12 protein-coding genes are annotated in these 17,526 nt (G+C 44.9%); 7 read left to right on the top strand and 5 right to left on the bottom strand.

The window, feature by feature from the left end; genetic code table 11:
- Positions 1-15: 15 nt before the first annotated feature.
- The 7 genes from H0R92_RS11800 (at position 16) to trpB (ending at position 8,751) form a co-directional block, all read left to right on the top strand.
- On the top strand, positions 16-1,032 hold the full coding sequence (locus tag H0R92_RS11800) for a LacI family DNA-binding transcriptional regulator (protein WP_432965037.1): 1,017 nt from the start codon (positions 16-18) through the stop codon (positions 1,030-1,032).
- Positions 1,029-1,946, top strand: a complete 918-nt coding sequence (gene rihC / locus H0R92_RS11795) for a ribonucleoside hydrolase RihC (RefSeq protein WP_432965034.1) — start codon at positions 1,029-1,031, stop codon at positions 1,944-1,946. The genes H0R92_RS11800 and rihC overlap by 4 nt, the downstream gene beginning before the upstream one ends.
- A gap of 26 nt (positions 1,947-1,972) precedes the next feature.
- Positions 1,973-2,878, top strand: coding sequence for a ribokinase (rbsK, locus tag H0R92_RS11790; protein ID WP_432965031.1), 906 nt, complete (start codon positions 1,973-1,975; stop codon positions 2,876-2,878).
- A complete protein-coding gene (locus H0R92_RS11785; RefSeq protein ID WP_432965028.1) occupies positions 2,868-3,077 on the top strand; it encodes a LacI family DNA-binding transcriptional regulator in 210 nt (69 codons plus the stop codon). Before rbsK ends, H0R92_RS11785 begins: the two co-directional genes overlap by 11 nt.
- On the top strand, positions 3,064-4,722 hold the full coding sequence (locus H0R92_RS11780) for a PfkB family carbohydrate kinase (protein ID WP_432965025.1): 1,659 nt from the start codon (positions 3,064-3,066) through the stop codon (positions 4,720-4,722). Before H0R92_RS11785 ends, H0R92_RS11780 begins: the two co-directional genes overlap by 14 nt.
- An 88-nt stretch (positions 4,723-4,810) precedes the next feature.
- Positions 4,811-7,213, top strand: a complete 2,403-nt coding sequence (locus H0R92_RS11775) for a DNA translocase FtsK (RefSeq protein ID WP_432965022.1) — start codon at positions 4,811-4,813, stop codon at positions 7,211-7,213.
- A gap of 338 nt (positions 7,214-7,551) precedes the next feature.
- The gene (gene trpB / locus H0R92_RS11770; protein ID WP_432965019.1) at positions 7,552-8,751 is read left to right on the top strand and encodes a tryptophan synthase subunit beta; all 1,200 of its coding nucleotides are present in this window, start codon (positions 7,552-7,554) and stop codon (positions 8,749-8,751) included.
- A gap of 97 nt (positions 8,752-8,848) precedes the next feature.
- Here trpB and H0R92_RS11765 read toward each other — a convergent pair whose 3' ends face one another.
- The 5 genes from H0R92_RS11765 to H0R92_RS11745 all read right to left on the bottom strand — a co-directional run bounded on the left by H0R92_RS11765 (position 8,849) and on the right by H0R92_RS11745 (position 17,509).
- Positions 8,849-10,111 carry a zinc-binding dehydrogenase gene (locus H0R92_RS11765; RefSeq protein ID WP_432965016.1) on the bottom strand — a complete coding sequence of 421 codons (1,263 nt, stop codon included), beginning with the start codon at positions 10,109-10,111 and terminating at the stop codon, positions 8,849-8,851.
- A 561-nt stretch (positions 10,112-10,672) separates the two neighbouring features.
- Complete coding sequence (locus H0R92_RS11760) at positions 10,673-12,187, bottom strand: FGGY family carbohydrate kinase (protein ID WP_432965013.1); 1,515 nt, start codon at positions 12,185-12,187, stop codon at positions 10,673-10,675.
- Between the two features lie 174 nt (positions 12,188-12,361).
- On the bottom strand, positions 12,362-13,561 hold the full coding sequence (locus H0R92_RS11755) for an SDR family NAD(P)-dependent oxidoreductase (RefSeq protein WP_432965010.1): 1,200 nt from the start codon (positions 13,559-13,561) through the stop codon (positions 12,362-12,364).
- Between the two features lie 44 nt (positions 13,562-13,605).
- A complete protein-coding gene (locus H0R92_RS11750) occupies positions 13,606-14,952 on the bottom strand; it encodes a PHP domain-containing protein (RefSeq protein WP_432965007.1) in 1,347 nt (448 codons plus the stop codon).
- Between the two features lie 100 nt (positions 14,953-15,052).
- Positions 15,053-17,509 (bottom strand): alpha-ketoacid dehydrogenase subunit alpha/beta, encoded by a 2,457-nt coding sequence (locus H0R92_RS11745; RefSeq protein WP_432965004.1) that lies wholly within the window; start codon positions 17,507-17,509, stop codon positions 15,053-15,055.
- Positions 17,510-17,526 lie beyond the last annotated feature (17 nt).

Raw genomic sequence — 17,526 nt, 5'->3', positions numbered from 1 at the left:
TGTACACTTGTGCGTATGGAAAAGCTTTGTATCGCGGAAATTGCACGGGTTGTCGGTGTCGCTCAATCAACCGTATCCCGTGCTCTCAATAAGTCCGGATATGTTGCGCCGGCAACACATAAAAAAATTATGGAGGCGGTAAATACGCTCGGATATAGGCGAAACCGCATTGCACGAAATTTACGTACCCGTAATTCAAACTTTGTAGGATTTATTATTCCCGATATCTCAAATGAATATTTTTCAATGCTTGTAAAAGAAGTTGAAACCGGCCTGCGTTCGGAAGGATATGCGTTGTTTTTATGCAACACCGATGAAAATGTCGAAACGGAAGAATTTTATATAAACTCACTGTTGGATAATCAAGTTGCGGCTGTAATTATAGCTGCTGCCGGCGGCAAACTTTCTTCCGCTCTTGAACAAGCTCAGATTCCGGTTATTCTTGTAGACAGGAATATTAAAAATATTTCCATAAAGCAAAAGTGCTTAATTTGTAGCGATAATGAAGCCGGCGGTAAAAATGCTGTTCAAACACTTTATGACAGAGGGGCACGAAATATTTTGCTAATAGGCGATGAACGCCATATTTACGGGGCAGAAAACAGAATTCGTGCGGCACAAAAGCATGCACATTTTTTGGGAATATCCGTATATACGTCTTTTACCCATGTATCTTTTTCAGGCGGTTATAAACTTGTGTGTCATATGCTGCAAACAAATCCTGCAATTGACGGAATATTTTGTGTTACCGATACAATTGCATTGGGTGCTCTACGCGCTGTTATTGAAAACGGAATAAAAGTTCCCGAAAAAATACAAATTATCGGTTTTGACGGTATCAATATCGGTTCGTATGTAAATCCTGCTCTTACAACATATAAACAAGACGTTGTAAAAATGGGACGTACTATTGTGTCTGCAACGGTGAATCTTATCGATGAACAACAAACCCGTGCCGTTATAAAGTTACCGGTGTCGCTTGTTGAAAGAGAAACTACTCGCAGTCTTTTATTGTCGCAGGAGCAATTATGAATAAAGAAAAAATCATTATAGACACGGATCCGGGTATAGACGATGCCGTAGCTTTGGCGATTGCTTTGTTCAGCGATAAACTTGATGTTAAATTAATTACAACTGTCGCCGGCAACGTTTCGCTGGAAAAGGTAACCGCAAATGCTCTGAAGCTGCTCACCTTTTGGAATAAAAAAATACCCGTAGCGCGCGGCGCCGAACGGCCTCTTATAGAAAAATTTATAGACGCTTCCCATGTTCACGGACAAAGCGGTTTGGCCGGTTTTGACTTTCCAGAACCGGATATGTCGCTTTTTTGCACCGAACACGCGGTTGAAAAAATGCGTCAAGTGATAATGGCTGAGGAAAAAATTACCCTTGCTGCTATCGGTCCGTTGACAAATATAGCCCTTTTGTTTGCAATGTACCCCGAAGTAAAGCCGCACATTTCGCGTCTTGTTATTATGGGCGGTTCTTTAACACGCGGGAACAAAGGAGTTATGTCGGAATTCAATTTTGCAACCGACCCTCATGCGGCAAAAATGGTATTCGATTCAGGTGTTCCCCTTGTGATGGCCGACTTGGATATCGGGCGAAAAGCAAGTATTCCGGGAGCCGATATAGAAAAGATTCGGAGTTTTGGAAAAACCGGCACTATGTTGTATGCCCTATTAAAAAAATACCGGAGCGGAACCTTCACGTCAGGCTTGCGCATGTATGATTCCTGTGCCGTCGCCTATATTTTAAAGCCCGAACTTTTTACAAGCGCCCAAGTGTTTGCCGATATTGAATTGTCGGGAACTTTAACTGCGGGCTGTTCCGTTGTCGATATGAACGGTTTTTTACAAAAAAAAGCAAATACAACCGTGTTTATCGATGTGGATGTTCCGGCTTTCCGGTTGTGGTTTACGGAATCTTTGTCGAAGTGCGATTGAGGAGCTTTTAGAACGGAGGATACATAATGAAAAAAATACTTGTTATCGGAAGTTTGAATGTAGACATGGTGGTAAACGTGCCTCACATGCCTGTCGCCGGGGAAACGATTTTAGCCGGTAATATGGAATTGGTACCGGGAGGAAAGGGGGCCAATCAAGCCTATGCCGCCGGCCGCTTGGGGGCACATGTAACAATGTTCGGGGCTGTCGGGTCCGATTCATATGCCGATATCGAAAAACAAAGTCTTTCCTCCGCCGGAGTCGATACATCACATCTTTTGGTTCGCAAAGATAAATCAACCGGTTTGGCTTGGATAACCGTAAATGATGAAGGAGATAACAGTATTATCGTTATTCCCGGCGCAAACGCAACTGTAACGGAACGGGATATTGCGGCTCATGATTGTTTGATAAGAGATTGCGACATTTTGTTATGCCAGTTGGAAATCCCTCTAAAAACCGTTGTTTATGCCGCAAAACGTGCAAGAGAATTGGGAAAAACCGTTATCCTGGATCCCGCACCCGTACCGCAACAATTCCCTGAGGAATTATACTCTTATATCGACATTATAAAACCAAACGAAAATGAAGCTGCCCAACTTTTAGGCGAACAAGTAAAAGGCTGTGAAGAAGCATCGGATAAACTGCGTGCGAAGGGAATACAAAATGTGCTCATTACTCTCGGCCCAAAAGGTGCGTATATAAACTCCGAAAAAGAAGGAAAACACTTGCTTTCGGTGCGTTCCGTGCCGGTTGTCGATACCACTGCTGCGGGAGATGCCTTTACGGCGGCATTGGCGGTACGCCTTGCTTCCGGTTTTTCGTTAGTGCAGGCTGTGCGCTATGCAAATGAGGTAGCTACAATCGTCGTTACACGGCGGGGGGCGCAAACATCGATTCCGAGTGCCGAAGAGGTTTTGTTTGACAATTAACGATATAGCCGAACTTGCAGGTGTTTCAATTTCAACTGTTTCAAAGATAATTAACGGAAAGGATAACGGTATAAAAACGGAAACGCGTGAACGTGTACTTAAAATCGTTAAAGATTACCGTTATAAACCCTATGATTTTATAAAAAAAAAATACGAATTCAAAAACTTTTTTATTAGGACTCTTTTTGTCCGGTATTAGAAAGCATGATTCCTTTCAATACGGTTTTTTAACGGAAGCCGAAAAACAAGGATATCAAGTGCAGATTTGCTTTTCCTCTTCCGCCGGTAACGAAAGAAAGAATATTGCAGCTTTGTGTAAAAATAATCCGGATGCTCTTTTGTGGGAACCTGTTGATGAAAAAAATATGCAAAGTATTTTTTTGTTAACTCAAAACAAAATTCCTTTTGTTATGTTGAATGCTGAAAAATCGGAATTCGGTATTGTGTACGATTATACAAAGGCCGGTTATGCAGCTGCAAAAGAACTTATCAAATTGGGTCATAGAAAAATATACTGCTTATGTGATAAAACTGAATTTTGGGAGCAAAAAATACGGCAAGGGGTGGAACGTTGTTTGTTCGATCATCATAGTGCATTCATTGAATCAAAAGATTTACAAGAAGCACTATCCGTTCATCATTGTTCGGCAATTATATGCTGTGGGTGGGATAAAGCATTATGGGTATATGAATATACCCAAGTTCATAAATTTTGTATACCGCGTGATATTTCTGTGTTATGTATTGATGATGAAATGAATATAAAGCCGTTTCCGCCGCTATCGGTTATTTCCTTATCTTTATACAATTTTGGAAAATATGTTTGTAATTGTTTGATACAAAGAATTGAAAAAAATAAGCTTAAAAAGCCTTCCTATAGTGAAGAATTTATTTGTAAAAATACCAAGAGTATGGATTTCCCCTCCAGGTTCCGTTCAAAACGTATTATTGTTATTGGAAGTATAAATATGGATATATTGCTTTCAGTAAAAAATCATCCGCAAACAGGTGAAAGCGTTCCTGCAAACAGTGTTTCAATGATACCGGGAGGTAAAGGGATAAATCAAGCTGTCGGCGCAGCAAAACTTGGAGCGAAGGTTTCTTTAATCGGCGGTATAGGCAGGGATTTTGATGGTAATGTAATTTTGAACGTTTTGCACGAAAATACGGTGGATACATCTGCTGTACTCATTGATTGTGAAAAACCTACGGGTAAAGCTTATATTCATGTTCAAGCGGACGGCGAAAGCGGTATTGTGCTCTATGGAGGAGCAAATCTATCCGTTTGTGCGGATACGGTTTCGCAAAATGAAAAATTGTTTACGGATGCCGCATTTTGTCTTTTACAAACAGAAATCCCTATGCCGGCGGTAAAAAAAGTCATCGAAATTGCACAAAAAAATAAAGTTAAAATTATGTTAAAACCGTCCGCTATTGCACAAATTGATGAAACGCTTTTAAGCGGAATAGACTATTTTATTCCAAACCGTAAAGAACTGGACCTTTTGTGTCCTATCGTAGGAACTATAAAAGAAAAGGCAGCATGGTTTTTGGAAAGAGGAGTCAAAACTATTATAGTAACGCTTGACAGTGAAGGATGTTATATGTGTCAAAGGGATCATGAACTATATGTCCCTGCCGCTCCTTTTACGGCGGTTGATACAACCGGAGCTGCCGATGCTTTTATATCTGCATTAGCCGTTTGTTTATTGGAAGACAAAGAACTGTCCGATGCTTTATTATATGCCGTATGTGCGGCAGGATTTTCCATAACAAGGACGGGTGTTGTTCCCTCGTTAATCGATTCGGCAACACTCCGGCACTATATGCATAAATTTCACTGATTTTTACTGCCGCGCGGTATCTTTTCAGCATATTTATTTGCTAAGCTTTACCTCATTTTTTTCCGATAAATAGATGATGGAGTTACTCATGAAGCGTTCTGAGCGCGGTTTTATGGCCGCCGGTATTATAGTGCTTGCCGTTTCCGCCTTGTGTACGGTTTCTCTTATACTGCAATTTCTCGATTTCGGTTTTACGGATCCGATTAAGGCCGTTTTTTTATATAGATTCGGCCGTATGCTTTTTTCCGTATACGGTTTTTCGTCTTTTTTAATTCCGCTATATGTTTTTATTGCAGGACTTATGCTTTTTTCTTCGCAGTGGTCTGCAAAAAAAGTATTGTACTTACTGTTTTCGGTTGTTCCGTTTTTTACCGTTGCCGCGGTCGAGTTTTTTGTAAAAAAAATATTTACTGCCCCTACCTTTACTATCGGTATTATTCGCATTACAACCTTTGTTTTAGTCAGCGTTCTTTTGTGTTTGATTGAATATATTGCAATCGGTTTGATAGGCGATTTTTTTATCAGCACTGTTAGAAATAAAAAACAACGGAAAAATGATAAAAAACCGAAAAATAAAGCAGAATCCGTTTTATCGGCATCAGCGGCACCTACGGAAAATAAACACGATGCGGTAAGTCAAAATCTTGATGAGCCGGAGCCGGCAGTTTTTTTTGCGGATTTTGATGAAATTCCTGACGCCGATTCTGTTGATGAAGAAGTCGAAAGCGAAAACCGACCCCCTTTTTTCAGCCAAGCGATGATAAAGGAAGCGGATTCCGAACATATTGAAGCCGAATATGTGCCCGATGAAGACTATGAAGAAATAGATGGATTTGAAGAATACGATGATTTTGAAATCGAAGAAGCGGCGGAAAACGGGGAACACACTTCGATAACGGAAGTTCCTTCCGGTGAATTATTTGAAAATCCCGATGAAGCGGAATTTCTAAATAATCCTTTTGAGTTTGAAGTTGTTGATACGAATGAATCGTCGGAGTTTACCGAAGCTGTCAAAGCTGCAGAAGAAAAAAATACGGCGGCGCATCGTATTCCTTCCGTTCCGAAGCGGCAGCGAGGTAAACCGTATACGGTACCCACTTCGGGATTATTGACCGAATATCCGGGCGGTGAATATTGGCTTATAGATGGCGAAACGCGGCGCTCGGCTGATGCTTTAAAAGAAACTCTAAACGAATTTAAAATCGAAGCGGAGGTTACCGGTATTCGTAAGGGACCCGTTGTTACGATGTTTGAGATTTTACCTGCACCCGGTGTTAAATTAAGTAAAATAGTTACACTTGGGGATAATATAGCACTTCGGCTTGCCGCATCAAGCGTGCGCATTGTAGCTCCCATTCCCGGTAAACATGCTGTCGGTATAGAAGTGCCGAACAAAGAACGTTCTATTGTCAGTTTCAAAGAACTAATAGATACCGACATTCCCGCCTTTAAAAAAATGGCTATTCCGGTTGTGTTGGGTAAAGATATAGCCGGCGATGCCCAAGTGCTTGATTTAGCTAAAACACCGCATTTGCTTATTGCCGGTGCAACCGGATCGGGGAAATCTGTTTGTGTAAACAGTTTGATTTTATCGATTTTATATAAACGTTCACCGCAGGATGTCCGTATGATTTTAATAGACCCGAAGATTGTCGAATTGAAATTATACAACGATATTCCCCATTTGCTTACTCCCGTCATTACCGAGCCGAAAAAAGCTTTTCAAGCTTTGCAGTACTGCTTGTGCGAAATGGAACGGCGCTATGCCCTTTTGGACGGTATGGGGGTGCGGGATATTGCAAGTTACAATAAGCGTATTATCGAACGTAAAATCGCAACGGAAAAATTACCTTATATTGTTTTGATTGTTGACGAATTTGCCGACCTTATGGCGACTACGGGCAAAGAACTCGAATCCACCGTCGCCCGCCTTGCCGCAATGAGCCGCGCCGTCGGTATTCATTTGGTGCTTGCAACACAGCGGCCGTCAATAGATGTTATAACCGGTCTTATCAAAGCGAATATACCTTCGCGCATCGCTTTTATGGTTGCCTCAAAAATGGACAGTCGTATTATCATCGATCAAGTCGGGGCTGAAAAACTTTTAGGCAAGGGCGATATGCTGTATGCCGGAGCCGTCGATCCCTTTCCCATTCGTATACAAGGAACCTTTGTGTCGGATACCGAAGTGGAAAATGTGGTTGAGTATGTGAAACAGTACGGAGAACCCGACTATATCGATGATGAAATTTTTGTCGATGATGAAGAAGAAAATTTCGATCCCGGCGTATTCAGCGAAGGCGAAGATCCCTTGTATGATAAGGCGTTGGAAATTGTTATGCAGGCGGGAAAAGCTTCTGCGTCTTATATTCAGCGCCGGCTTAAAATCGGTTATAACCGTGCCGCCCGCCTTGTAGAGGATATGGAAGCACGCGGTATCGTTGGCCCTGCAAACGGAAGTAAACCGCGTGAAGTTATTCATGTAGTGTAAATAATTGGTTTGTTTTTTATAATTTTCTGTTGACAAAAAAAGACGTTTAGGCTATAGTGTTTCTATATATAGAAACATCGGCGTATTAAATACACGTTCTCACTGCGTTGCGAACGTGTGTAAAAAGTCAATCGAAAGTTGACACTTTCTTCTTGACTTTTTATTAGGAGAAGGGTTGAAACACCTCACACAAATGGTGTTCGGTGTTTCAACGTCGAGTTTTGCGCCCAAACGCAAAACATCGCTTTATTATATGCACGTTCTCACTGCGTTGCGAACGTGTGTAAAAAGTCAATCGAAAGTTGACACTTTCTTCTTGACTTTTTATAGGAGAAAAGATGGATTATTTAAAACAATTCCCCGATGAAAAGGGATATTTCGGCGAATACGGCGGTTCCTTTGTATCCGATGAACTGCAAAAAGAAATGGATAAAATTACGGACGCCTATTATTCGATAAGCAAAAGTCATGAGTTTATAAGCGAACTGCGTTCAATCCGCAAGCACTTTCAAGGACGCCCGACGCCCGTGTATTTTTGTAAGCGCTTATCGGAAATGTATGGCGGACGCATCTATTTAAAACGCGAAGACTTAAATCACACGGGCGCACATAAATTAAACCACTGCATGGGCGAAGGTCTTTTGGCAAAGTACATGGGTAAAAAAAAGCTCATAGCCGAAACGGGTGCGGGACAACACGGCGTGGCTTTGGCGACCGCCGCCGCCTATTTCGGTCTTGAATGTGAAATCTATATGGGAGAAGTCGATATTGCCAAACAGCATCCGAACGTTGCGCGCATGCAGCTTTTGGGAGCAAATGTTGTTCCCGTTACACACGGCTTAAAGACGCTTAAAGAAGCGGTTGATGCCGCCTTTGACGCCTATCTTCAGGACCCAATTAATTCCATTTATTGTATCGGTTCGGTTGTCGGGCCGCATCCTTTCCCGATGCTTGTACGCGACTTTCAGCATATTATCGGAGTTGAAGCGCGCGAACAGTTTTTGGAAATGACCGGAGAATTACCCGATGCGGTTACCGCCTGTGTCGGCGGCGGCTCGAATGCCGCAGGTATTTTCAGCGGCTTTGTAGAAGATAAAAGCGTAAAACTCGTCGGTGTAGAACCCGGCGGCCGCTCCTTTAAACCGGGAGAACATGCGGCAAGTCTTTCCTTTGGTACAGCCGGCGTTTTGCACGGCTTCCGTACCTACCTTTTACAGGACGGCAAGGGTGAACCGGCTCCGGTGTATTCAATCGCCTCCGGCCTTGATTATCCGGGAAGCGGCCCCGAACACTGCATGTTCAAAGATACCAAACGTGTCGAATATACAACCGCAAATGACGATGAATGTTTGCAAGCGTTTTTCAAACTGTCGCGTTATGAAGGTATTATTCCCGCATTGGAAAGCGCCCATGCCGTGTCCTACGCTTTTAAATATGCGGCTGCCCATAAACGTGAATCGATTTTGGTAAATCTTTCCGGCCGCGGCGATAAAGACATTGATTTTGTTATAGACAATTACGGAATCGGAACTATATAAAATCGGCAGTATTCTCTGTATCCAAAAAGGCCGGCAGCTTGTAAAAACCGCCGGCTTTTTTTTTCGATTCGATTTAAAAAATCGGGATTATCCGTTATTATAAATCCGGAGCGTGCTCCAAAAGATAGTCTTCGGCCTCTTTTGACCACAGCATATTGTTCTTTTTGACGAGTTTTGCAAGCTCGGCAAACAGGGGGGCGGTTTTACCCTTTTCTTCAAAATCGGTTAAGGCGGTAAGGGGCAGTTTTTTGTGAGTATAAATCAGCTTTTTACCGCCGGGTATTTTATCCAAATTGATAACCGTGTCCGCTACCTGGTCCAAACCGCCTACATGGGTAACCATGGCTACGGGGTTCAGTTTGCCTTCGGCCATCATATCAAGCGATTCTTTAATGTCGTCCGTGTTGCCGCCTGAGGTTCCGACTACGTGGTGGGCTTCGTAGTGTACGTTGTAAAAGTTGTACATTGCGCTGAAAGTCGGATCGGTGGGGCCTGCAAAAAAGTTCAAACAGCCGTCCTTACCGCACAGGGCGTCGCCCAATTCCACAACGGGTTTGACGGGTGCGAATACGAATACGTCGTCAAAGAGTTTTCCGCCGTTTAATTCTTTTAATGCTTCAACGGGATTTGCAATATCGCGCGTGTTCAGGTATACGAGCTTTACGCCGTGCTTTGCCGCTTCCGACGGAGGCAATAAACTTTCCGCACGCTTTAAGCGCGCATCGTCGATATCGGTTACAACCATAAAGCCTGGTTTGCGCGGGTTGTGAATCGCATAGTCGATTGCCGTCAATCCCATAGGTCCTACTCCCGCCAAAAGGGCAAGAGAGCCGCCTTCAACAATGCCCATGCGGTGCTCATAACTGCCGGCGGTGGTATGATATTGGGCGTGGAAGGCTCCGACAACGCAGGATACCGGCTCCGAAAGGGAGCCCATAAAGTAATTGTCGGCCTTATATTCCAAAAGACAGCCGAGTTCCATAACTTCGGCAGGGATGATGATGTAGGTTGCATCGCCTCCGATATGGGCATAGGAATAACCGGGTGCCCATAAGGTTCCGTCTTTATTCAATGCAGGCTGAATGGCGAACTTTTGTCCGACTTTAAATTGACTTTGCCACTTTTTCCCCACTTCTACGAGCGTACCGCAAAACTCGTGTCCGATCATAACCGGATTTTCCGAAAGCTTTGCACGCACGCGCTTGTGAGCATCGCCCTGCATAGCCAATTTATGGCTCGACATACATACCGAATCTGATACAACCTTTGCAAGAATTTCATCATCTTTAATCGGCGGAAGTTCAAATTCTTCCAACCGTAAGTCATTTACACCGTATAAACGTACAGCCTTTGTTTTCATTTTTACTCCTATAAAAGGTCTTTGAGAAAACTTCAGTTTTCGAAAAGACCTTTTTCAGCACTTCCGCAGCGTAGCGAGGAAGTGCAATACATATTAACAGTTTGCCGAAAGGCAAACTGTGGAAGCAAGAAGCGGCACCATTTGTGCCGCGCCCTTGCGACCGCTCCTATAAAAAACCTCCGAAAACTGTGTAAGCGGAGCTTACTTTCAGTTTTCGAAAAGACCTTTTTCAGCACTTCCGCAGCGTAGCGAGGAAGTGGGGGCTGCCTCAAAAGTCGGTTACTTTTTTGGCAGCCCGTCGAGTTTTAAATTAAGTCTTTATATCGAAATGACTTAATTTAAAACATCGCATTTAGAATCAAGGTAGCTGTCCAAAAAATTGAAGTTTTTAGACAGCTTCAGTTTGCCGAAAGGCAAACTACGGATAAAAAGCAATGGCGATATTTTACATTGCTTTTTATCGTGACTCCTATAAAAACCTTCCGGAAACCGTGTAAGCGGAGCTTACTTTCAGTTTTCGGACATCACCGCTCCTATAAAACTAACCGATGGGGCAGCCGTTTAAATCAGCTTTTCCCATGCTTTTTTATACTCTTCATACCCGCTAACGGGAGCTTTGTCAACCGCCTGATAACTTATATCGGCAGCTTCACCCAATTCGCAGATTTTTTTACCGCTCAAGGCCATAATCGCCGTCATTGCCGAGCCGCAGGCCGTAGCCTCGCTTATACTCGTCAGGAAAAAATCGTTTTCGCTCATAGCGGCGGCCAAAAGAGCATTGTACAGTTTGTTTTTACGGAATCCGCCTTCGGTAAACACCTTTGTGCCTTTTTTCAATCCTGCGCGGCGTAAGGCCGTTTCGGTTTGTATCACAAGCGATAAGTCTAAAAGAGCGAAAAAGCGCTTTTCATTCCGTATGATTTCCGGAAGCTTGCTGCCCTTTTGCATACCTTCAAGAGAATAAAACGTTCCTTTTTCCCAAATGCCCGGCTTTGAACCGGTAAATTGTCCCGAGCCTGCAACCATTTCGGGCATCAAAAAGGTATCTTTTGCATTCAATACCGCTTGTGTTTCATCAAAACCGAACGAAGGAAAGTCGTCGGTTTTATTTACCTTTTTGTACAAGCTGATGTAAGTATCGAATTCCATCCCTCCCAAAAAGATTGATGTTTTTACGGGCTGACGGAATGCCGACTGATTAAAGAATACTATTTTGCCGATATCTTCATCGTTAAAATCAAGGTTGTCCTGCGGGTGCATGCAGACGCACCAGGTTCCCGTTGAATTAAGTACAAAGTCGCCCGTATCGCTTTTTGCAAGGTAGGGTAAAAGCGACGCGTTTGAATCATGGATACCCATCGTAACGATAACCGACTTATCCAAGCAGGTGCGTTTGGCAGTCTCTTCGCTTATGGTTCCTAAGGTTTCGCACGTGTTTTTATAGTTGACCGGAAGCAGGGGGCGTATATTCAGTTTGTCGGCAACGGGCGACCAATCGCTTTTTTTGTGGTTCCACAAATAGCTGTGACAGCCGCAATAGGTAGGTTCGATTCCCGCAATACCCGTAAAGACATGTCCCCAATACTGCGGGAAGTTCAGGATTGTCTTTGTCTTTGCAAATTCGCCGGGGAAATATTTTTGCATATACATAATGCCCTTTGCCGGATTTATAAGAGAGCCGAAGGGAGGCGTATACGTTGTTTTTTGTAATTCTTCCTTTGTGCCGCAAAGCGTGTAAAAGTCCGTTTGGAAACTTTCTCCCGGCTCATGGGTGTACAATACACAAGGTGCGCAGACCTTGCCCTTGTCGTCAATACACACAAAGGTTGCCCCGTGCGTTGTTACCGACAAAGCCTTTATCGGATATTTTTGAGCAAAGACTTGCAGCTGAGCGCAAAACCATTCTTCCATACCGGCTAAATCGTGGGCGTCTACTTCAAGCCCGCTTGCCGGTTCTTTTACCTTCAGCGGTTCAAAGTTTTTATACACCGCATCGAGCTGGCGGAGGTTTTCGTCGTATACGGCAACCTTTTTGTTCGTCATGCCGATGTCTATAACGGCAACAGCATAGTTCATAACTACTCCTATAAAAATATTTTGAGGGATTTTCAAATCCCGAAAAATATTTTTTCGGCACTTCCGCAGCACAGCGAGGAAGTGCAATAAATATCGGAAGTTTGCCGAAGGCAAACTTTGGAAGCAAGGTGCGGTACTATTTATGCCGCGCCTTGCGGCCCATCCTTATTAGTATTAATGCAGCATTACCTGACCGCCGGTAACGGGCAGGGCCTGCCCTGTTTCATACACCTGTTCTACAAGGTAGAGAACGGCTCTTAAAACGTCGGGACCGGAGCAGCCTCTGTTCATCGGAACTTTTGCCTCGTAAAAGGCTTTTACATCCTGAACGGTTTTTGCACCGGGAACCTTACCCGTTTTTAAGTACTGTACAAATAAGCCCTTTTCGGGATCCGACCACAGCGGACCGTCGAAAAAGTTTCCGGGACATACGGCGTTTACCTTTATACCGTAGCCGACCAATTCAAGGGCAAAGCTTTCCACCAAACCGATACTGCCGAATTTTCCGCCGGCGTATGCGCCGTTTTTATTTGAGCCTTCCAATCCGGACTTTGAATTGATTTGAATAATATCGCTTGTCCATGAGGGGCAGGCGGCATTTTGACGCTTCATAAGAGCGGCGCAGTGTTTTGAAACAATGGCGAATGCCGTGTAGTTTATGTCGGTTACAAAGCGGAAAGACGCGATGTCCTGTTCCAAAATGCTTGAAGCGCGCAGTACTCCGGCATTGCTTACGCACAAATCCAAGCCGCCTGCTTTAAGGGCGATTGTTTTAATCATTTCCCGAACCGATTCTTCATCTGCAACGTTTACCTTTACCGCAAAAGCGACTTCTTTGCCGTATTCGGTATTTAAGGCCGAAGCGAGCTTTTCGGCTCCTTCAATGTTCAAGTCGGCTATACAAACAATCGCACCCTGATTTATCAACCCCCGTACGATTTCTTCGCCGAAACCCTGAGCGCCGCCGGTAACGAGGGCAACACGGTTTTTTACAACGTCGGCGCGGCAGGAAGGACAAACCGCGCTTCCCGCTTTTGCAGGAAGTGTATTGTCAATAGGCCATGACGCGGCAGTTCCGCTTTGGGCCGCTTTAAGAGAAGGCATATCGGGGGCGGTAATAAAAAAGGCGCTTTCTCCCTTGTATACCGCTTCTATGAAGGCGGGAATTGCGGTTTTGCCGCCTTCTTTTACCGTATCAAAGGCTTTGTGCACGGTTTCGGCTGCAGCCTTTTCATCGTCGGTATCAATAAGGATACGGACAGGACTTTGAGAAGGGGCGGGGTTTTTATCGAAAAAGCGGACCGTCCACGGTTTTCCCGCTTTTTGTATGGCAGCTCCGCGAATAAGGGGAGCTGTAAATACGGCATTATTCATATATCCTCCTGATATAATTCCGTTTTAATTTTTCGTGTGCCGGCTTACACATGATGTGCCGCGCATTGTGTTTTTATCTGTTGAGCCGCTTCTTCAACGGTCATTGTTCCGGCCGGAAACAATTTTTTTCCCAAATCGGCATAAAGGCTTAATCGGCTGTTTAATGCACTTGCACAAAGGGGATTTTCCGGCGAAAACAAACCGTATTTTGTCTTATAGGACGAAAGCGCTTCGTGGGCGACAAGTGCCCATGTGGCATCGGTAAGGCTTGCAAAGTCTTCATCCAAAAGTTCGGGGCAGGAAAATTCCTGACGCGAACTGTTTATATCTACACCCGATATTTCCATAAAGCCGTACTTTTCGCACAAGCGGCGCACGCGCAAAAGCTGCTGTTTTGTGTTCCGCGGGGGCATATAGGTTACCGCAAGATATCCCGCTTCTTTAAGAACGGGGAATAAATCGTCCAAAAAGTCGTCTTCGAATTTTTCGGCTTTTTTATCGCCTGTCGGAGATTCGGTTATATCGCCCAAATAAGCATAGGCGGGAATCGCCCCGATTGATCGGGCAAAGGCGGTAACCGTTTCGGCGGGAATACATTCGTCGCTTCCGGGCCGAATAAAAATACGCGGTAAGAATTCGCTTTTTAAAACACCGAGCAAATCGTAGAGATAATGCGGATTTGAAGCGTCTGCGAGCCTGTCGGCTATTTTGCCTTCGATATACAAGTTAAAACGTGCTCTCAGGTTTTTTAAGAGTTCTTCGCCGATACCGTAGATGTCCGTAAAGCGTTTTGCCAAAGCAAACAAAATATGACGTTCGGTAACGCCGCCGGCCTCATCCTTTTTCGATAAGTTTTCAATGTCTTTTTCATACGACAGCGGTTTTAAGCCCGCTTCGGTTATAATCTCATTTAAAGCTTCCGTCATTGCGATGCTGCGTTTTTTACGGGCTTCCTGAAGGGGCTTTAAGAACAATGCGGCCAATTCTCTTTTGGAGGCGGGAATACCCTGTACCGTCATATAGACAATGCCTGCCGAATCGGGATTGTTAAGTTTCATATCGGCAAAGCGCGTATGCTTAAAACTTACCCGTACTTCAAAGCCGGTAACGCTTCCCATACCCAGAATGTGACACGCATCGGTCATTTCAGCGGCAGCCGATACGGAATCGTGGTCTACGGAGCCTGCAACCGAAAGTCCCGCTTCACGCGCTTTTAAAGCGGCCATAGACGGGGTATAGGGGCTGAAGCTGTATATCGTGTGAATGTGATTGTTCGTTTGTTTGTTCAAAGGCGGAAGCGTTTCTTTGTTTTTTTCAGCCCATGATTGAAGGGCTGCAATACGCTTTTCTCCCGTACTCTTAAACTCGTTTATTTTTCCGTAATCGTTCATAGCTTACCTTTATACTCGCACACGGATGTGCAAAAAACACTATAGCTTGAGTTTTGCACCTGCAAAACTCAAGCTAAAAAACGTACAGGATGTACGTTTTTTAAACACCCATGCGGTTTTTGCGCATAATGTCCATCGTTGTTTGGACGGATTTAGGCGTATGTCCTTTTAAAGGAATGATTCTTTCGTGAATTGCATCCAGCATCCATTCCGTGCTCGGGAAATAGTAGTGTTCGCATTCCGGAGCGGGGGTAATCCAGTTGCGGCTTCCCAAAACGGCCGGCGGCGCGTCCAAGTAATCGAAAGCCAGGGCGCTTATGTTTGAAGCAACCGTATGCAGGTAAGAACCGCGTTCGGCCGCATCGCTTGCAAGCAGGATTTTTCCGGTTTTCTTTACCGATTCAACCAACTTTTCGTAGTTGAGCGGGTTAATCCAGCGGATATCGATAACTTCGGCATCCAAACCGTATTTTTCCTCTAAAATCTTTGCCGTGCTCAATGCGGTGTACAAGGTTGCGCCCAATGTTGCAATTGTAATGTCTTTACCCGTTTTGCGGACTGCCGGTTCTCCTTCGGGTACTTCATAATAGCCGGCCGGTACTTCTTTTTCAAATTCTTCACCCTTATCGTAGAGTTTTTGGCTTTCAAAGAAGATTACAGGGTCGGTACCGCGCAAAGCGTAGTTCAGCATACCCTTTGCATCATAGGGGGTTGCCGGGAATACGGCTTTAAGACCGGGAATTGCCGCGACGATGGCGCTCCAATCCTGGCTGTGCTGTGCGCCGTATTTGTTACCGACCGAAACGCGCACCGTAAGCGGCATTTTAAGAAGACCTGCGGACATCGATTGCCACTTGGATGCCTGGTTGAATATTTCGTCTCCGGCGCGTCCCATAAAGTCGCAGTACATCAATTCGACAACTGCACGTCCTCCGCTCATTGCATAGCCGACGCCCGCGCCGACGATTGCGGCTTCGGATATGGGGCTGTTGAACAGGCGCTGGTAGGGCAGGGCTTCGGTTAAGCCGCGGTATACGGCAAAGGCTCCGCCCCAGTCGCGGTTTTCTTCACCCCAAGCCGCCATGGTCGGGTCTGTTGTAAAGCGGTGGAACATCGCTTCAAACAAACCGTCGCGGTATTGAAACATTTTGTTTTTGGAAACGGGTTTGCCGTCCGGCCCGAAGGCGGAGCGTACCTTTCCGGCAATCGCCTTTAAGCGCACATTGGTTTCGGGATTGACGTCAAGCACTTCGGGCTTGCCTTCTTCCATTTTTTCGGCTTTGGTGTTCGAAAACATAACCGACTCGATAAAGGCGGCACTTGCGCGCGGACTTTCTTCGTCGTTAACCGCCAATTTTACCACTTGAATCAGTTTTTCACGGATTATCTCGTCCTGCTTTTCGGCATCGGCCTTTGTAATCAGCTTGTTTTTAATCAAATAGGCTTTGTATTCTTCGATAGCGTCCGCCTTTTCCCACGCTTCGATTTCTTCTTTTGTGCGGTAGCTGGAGGCGTCCGAGGGAGAGTGCCCCGAAACGCGGTAGGTAATCGTGTCCAAAAGAACGGGGCCCTTACCCTTTAAAAGGATTTCTTTTTTGCGTGCGATTGCATCGGCAACGGCCAAAGGATTGTAACCGTCTACGCGCTCGGCGTGCATATTGTCGGGATTGACACCCGCACCGACGCGCGCGACATATTGATAGCCCATGGTTTCGCCGCAGGTTTGGCCGCCCATACCGTAAAAGTTATTAAAGAAGTTAAATAAAATAGGCGGCGCTCCTCCTACCGATTCGGGCCAAAGGTTGTTGTACTGGTCCATCGAAGCCATCATCATAGCTTCCCATACCGGACCGCATCCGAGGGCGGCGTCTCCGACGTTGGAAATAACGATACCCTTCTTTTTATTGATGCGTTTAAAGAGGGCCGAACCGGTTGCAATGTCGGCGCTTCCGCCTACGATTGCATTGTTGGGCATGGAGCCGAAGGGCAAAAAGTATGCGTGCATGGAGCCGCCCAAACCGCGGTTAAAGCCTGCGTTGCGGGCAAAAATTTCGGCCAATGTTCCGTATAAAACGAAGTTTTCAGCCAAATCCTTTACGTTTTTGTAGCCGATTTTTTCGGCCATTTTAAGCGTATCGCCGCCTAAAAATTCTTTCATAATTTTTTCGAGTTCTTTTTCGCTCAGTTTTTCTACAGCGGAATAGCATTTTGCCAAGATTTCGCCGTGGCTTCTGTGTGAACCGAATATAAAGTCGTCTATTCCCAAGTTGACGCACTGACCGACAGCGGCGGCTTCCTGTCCCATCGAAAGGTGGGCAGGGCCCTTGTGGTTGTATTCAATGTTTTCCCATGCGCCCTGGGTTTTAAATGTATTGAGCATGTTTTCAAAGGCGCGGATTGTCTGCATATCGTAGAGGATTCTCTTAAGCCCTTCCGCTCCGTACGTTTTAAGCTCTTTTTCAAAATTGCTTTGATATTGGTTAACCGGAATGTCTTTAATTTTTAAGATTTCCGCCTTTCTGACCTTTTTAGGGTCCACAAATAATGACTTAGGCATGTTCTTCTCCTTATATA

The sequence above is a fragment of the Treponema sp. OMZ 840 genome (genome assembly GCF_050937815.1).
Taxonomy (GTDB): domain Bacteria; phylum Spirochaetota; class Spirochaetia; order Treponematales; family Treponemataceae; genus Treponema_C.
Note: the sequence above shows the minus strand (reverse complement) of the source record. Positions and strands in the feature narration are given on the sequence as shown.

Bases quoted from the DNA above. Each gene is read 5' to 3' on its own strand.
- trpB (WP_432965019.1), top strand. From the start codon at position 7,552: ATGGATTATTTAAAACAATTCCCCGATGAAAAGGGATATTTCGGCGAA.
- H0R92_RS11765 (WP_432965016.1), bottom strand. From the start codon at position 10,111: ATGAAAACAAAGGCTGTACGTTTATACGGTGTAAATGACTTACGGTTG.
- H0R92_RS11800 (WP_432965037.1), top strand. From the start codon at position 16: ATGGAAAAGCTTTGTATCGCGGAAATTGCACGGGTTGTCGGTGTCGCT.
- rbsK (WP_432965031.1), top strand. From the start codon at position 1,973: ATGAAAAAAATACTTGTTATCGGAAGTTTGAATGTAGACATGGTGGTA.
- H0R92_RS11775 (WP_432965022.1), top strand. From the start codon at position 4,811: ATGAAGCGTTCTGAGCGCGGTTTTATGGCCGCCGGTATTATAGTGCTT.
- rihC (WP_432965034.1), top strand. From the start codon at position 1,029: ATGAATAAAGAAAAAATCATTATAGACACGGATCCGGGTATAGACGAT.
- H0R92_RS11760 (WP_432965013.1), bottom strand. From the start codon at position 12,187: ATGAACTATGCTGTTGCCGTTATAGACATCGGCATGACGAACAAAAAG.
- H0R92_RS11750 (WP_432965007.1), bottom strand. From the start codon at position 14,952: ATGAACGATTACGGAAAAATAAACGAGTTTAAGAGTACGGGAGAAAAG.
- H0R92_RS11755 (WP_432965010.1), bottom strand. From the start codon at position 13,561: ATGAATAATGCCGTATTTACAGCTCCCCTTATTCGCGGAGCTGCCATA.
- H0R92_RS11745 (WP_432965004.1), bottom strand. From the start codon at position 17,509: ATGCCTAAGTCATTATTTGTGGACCCTAAAAAGGTCAGAAAGGCGGAA.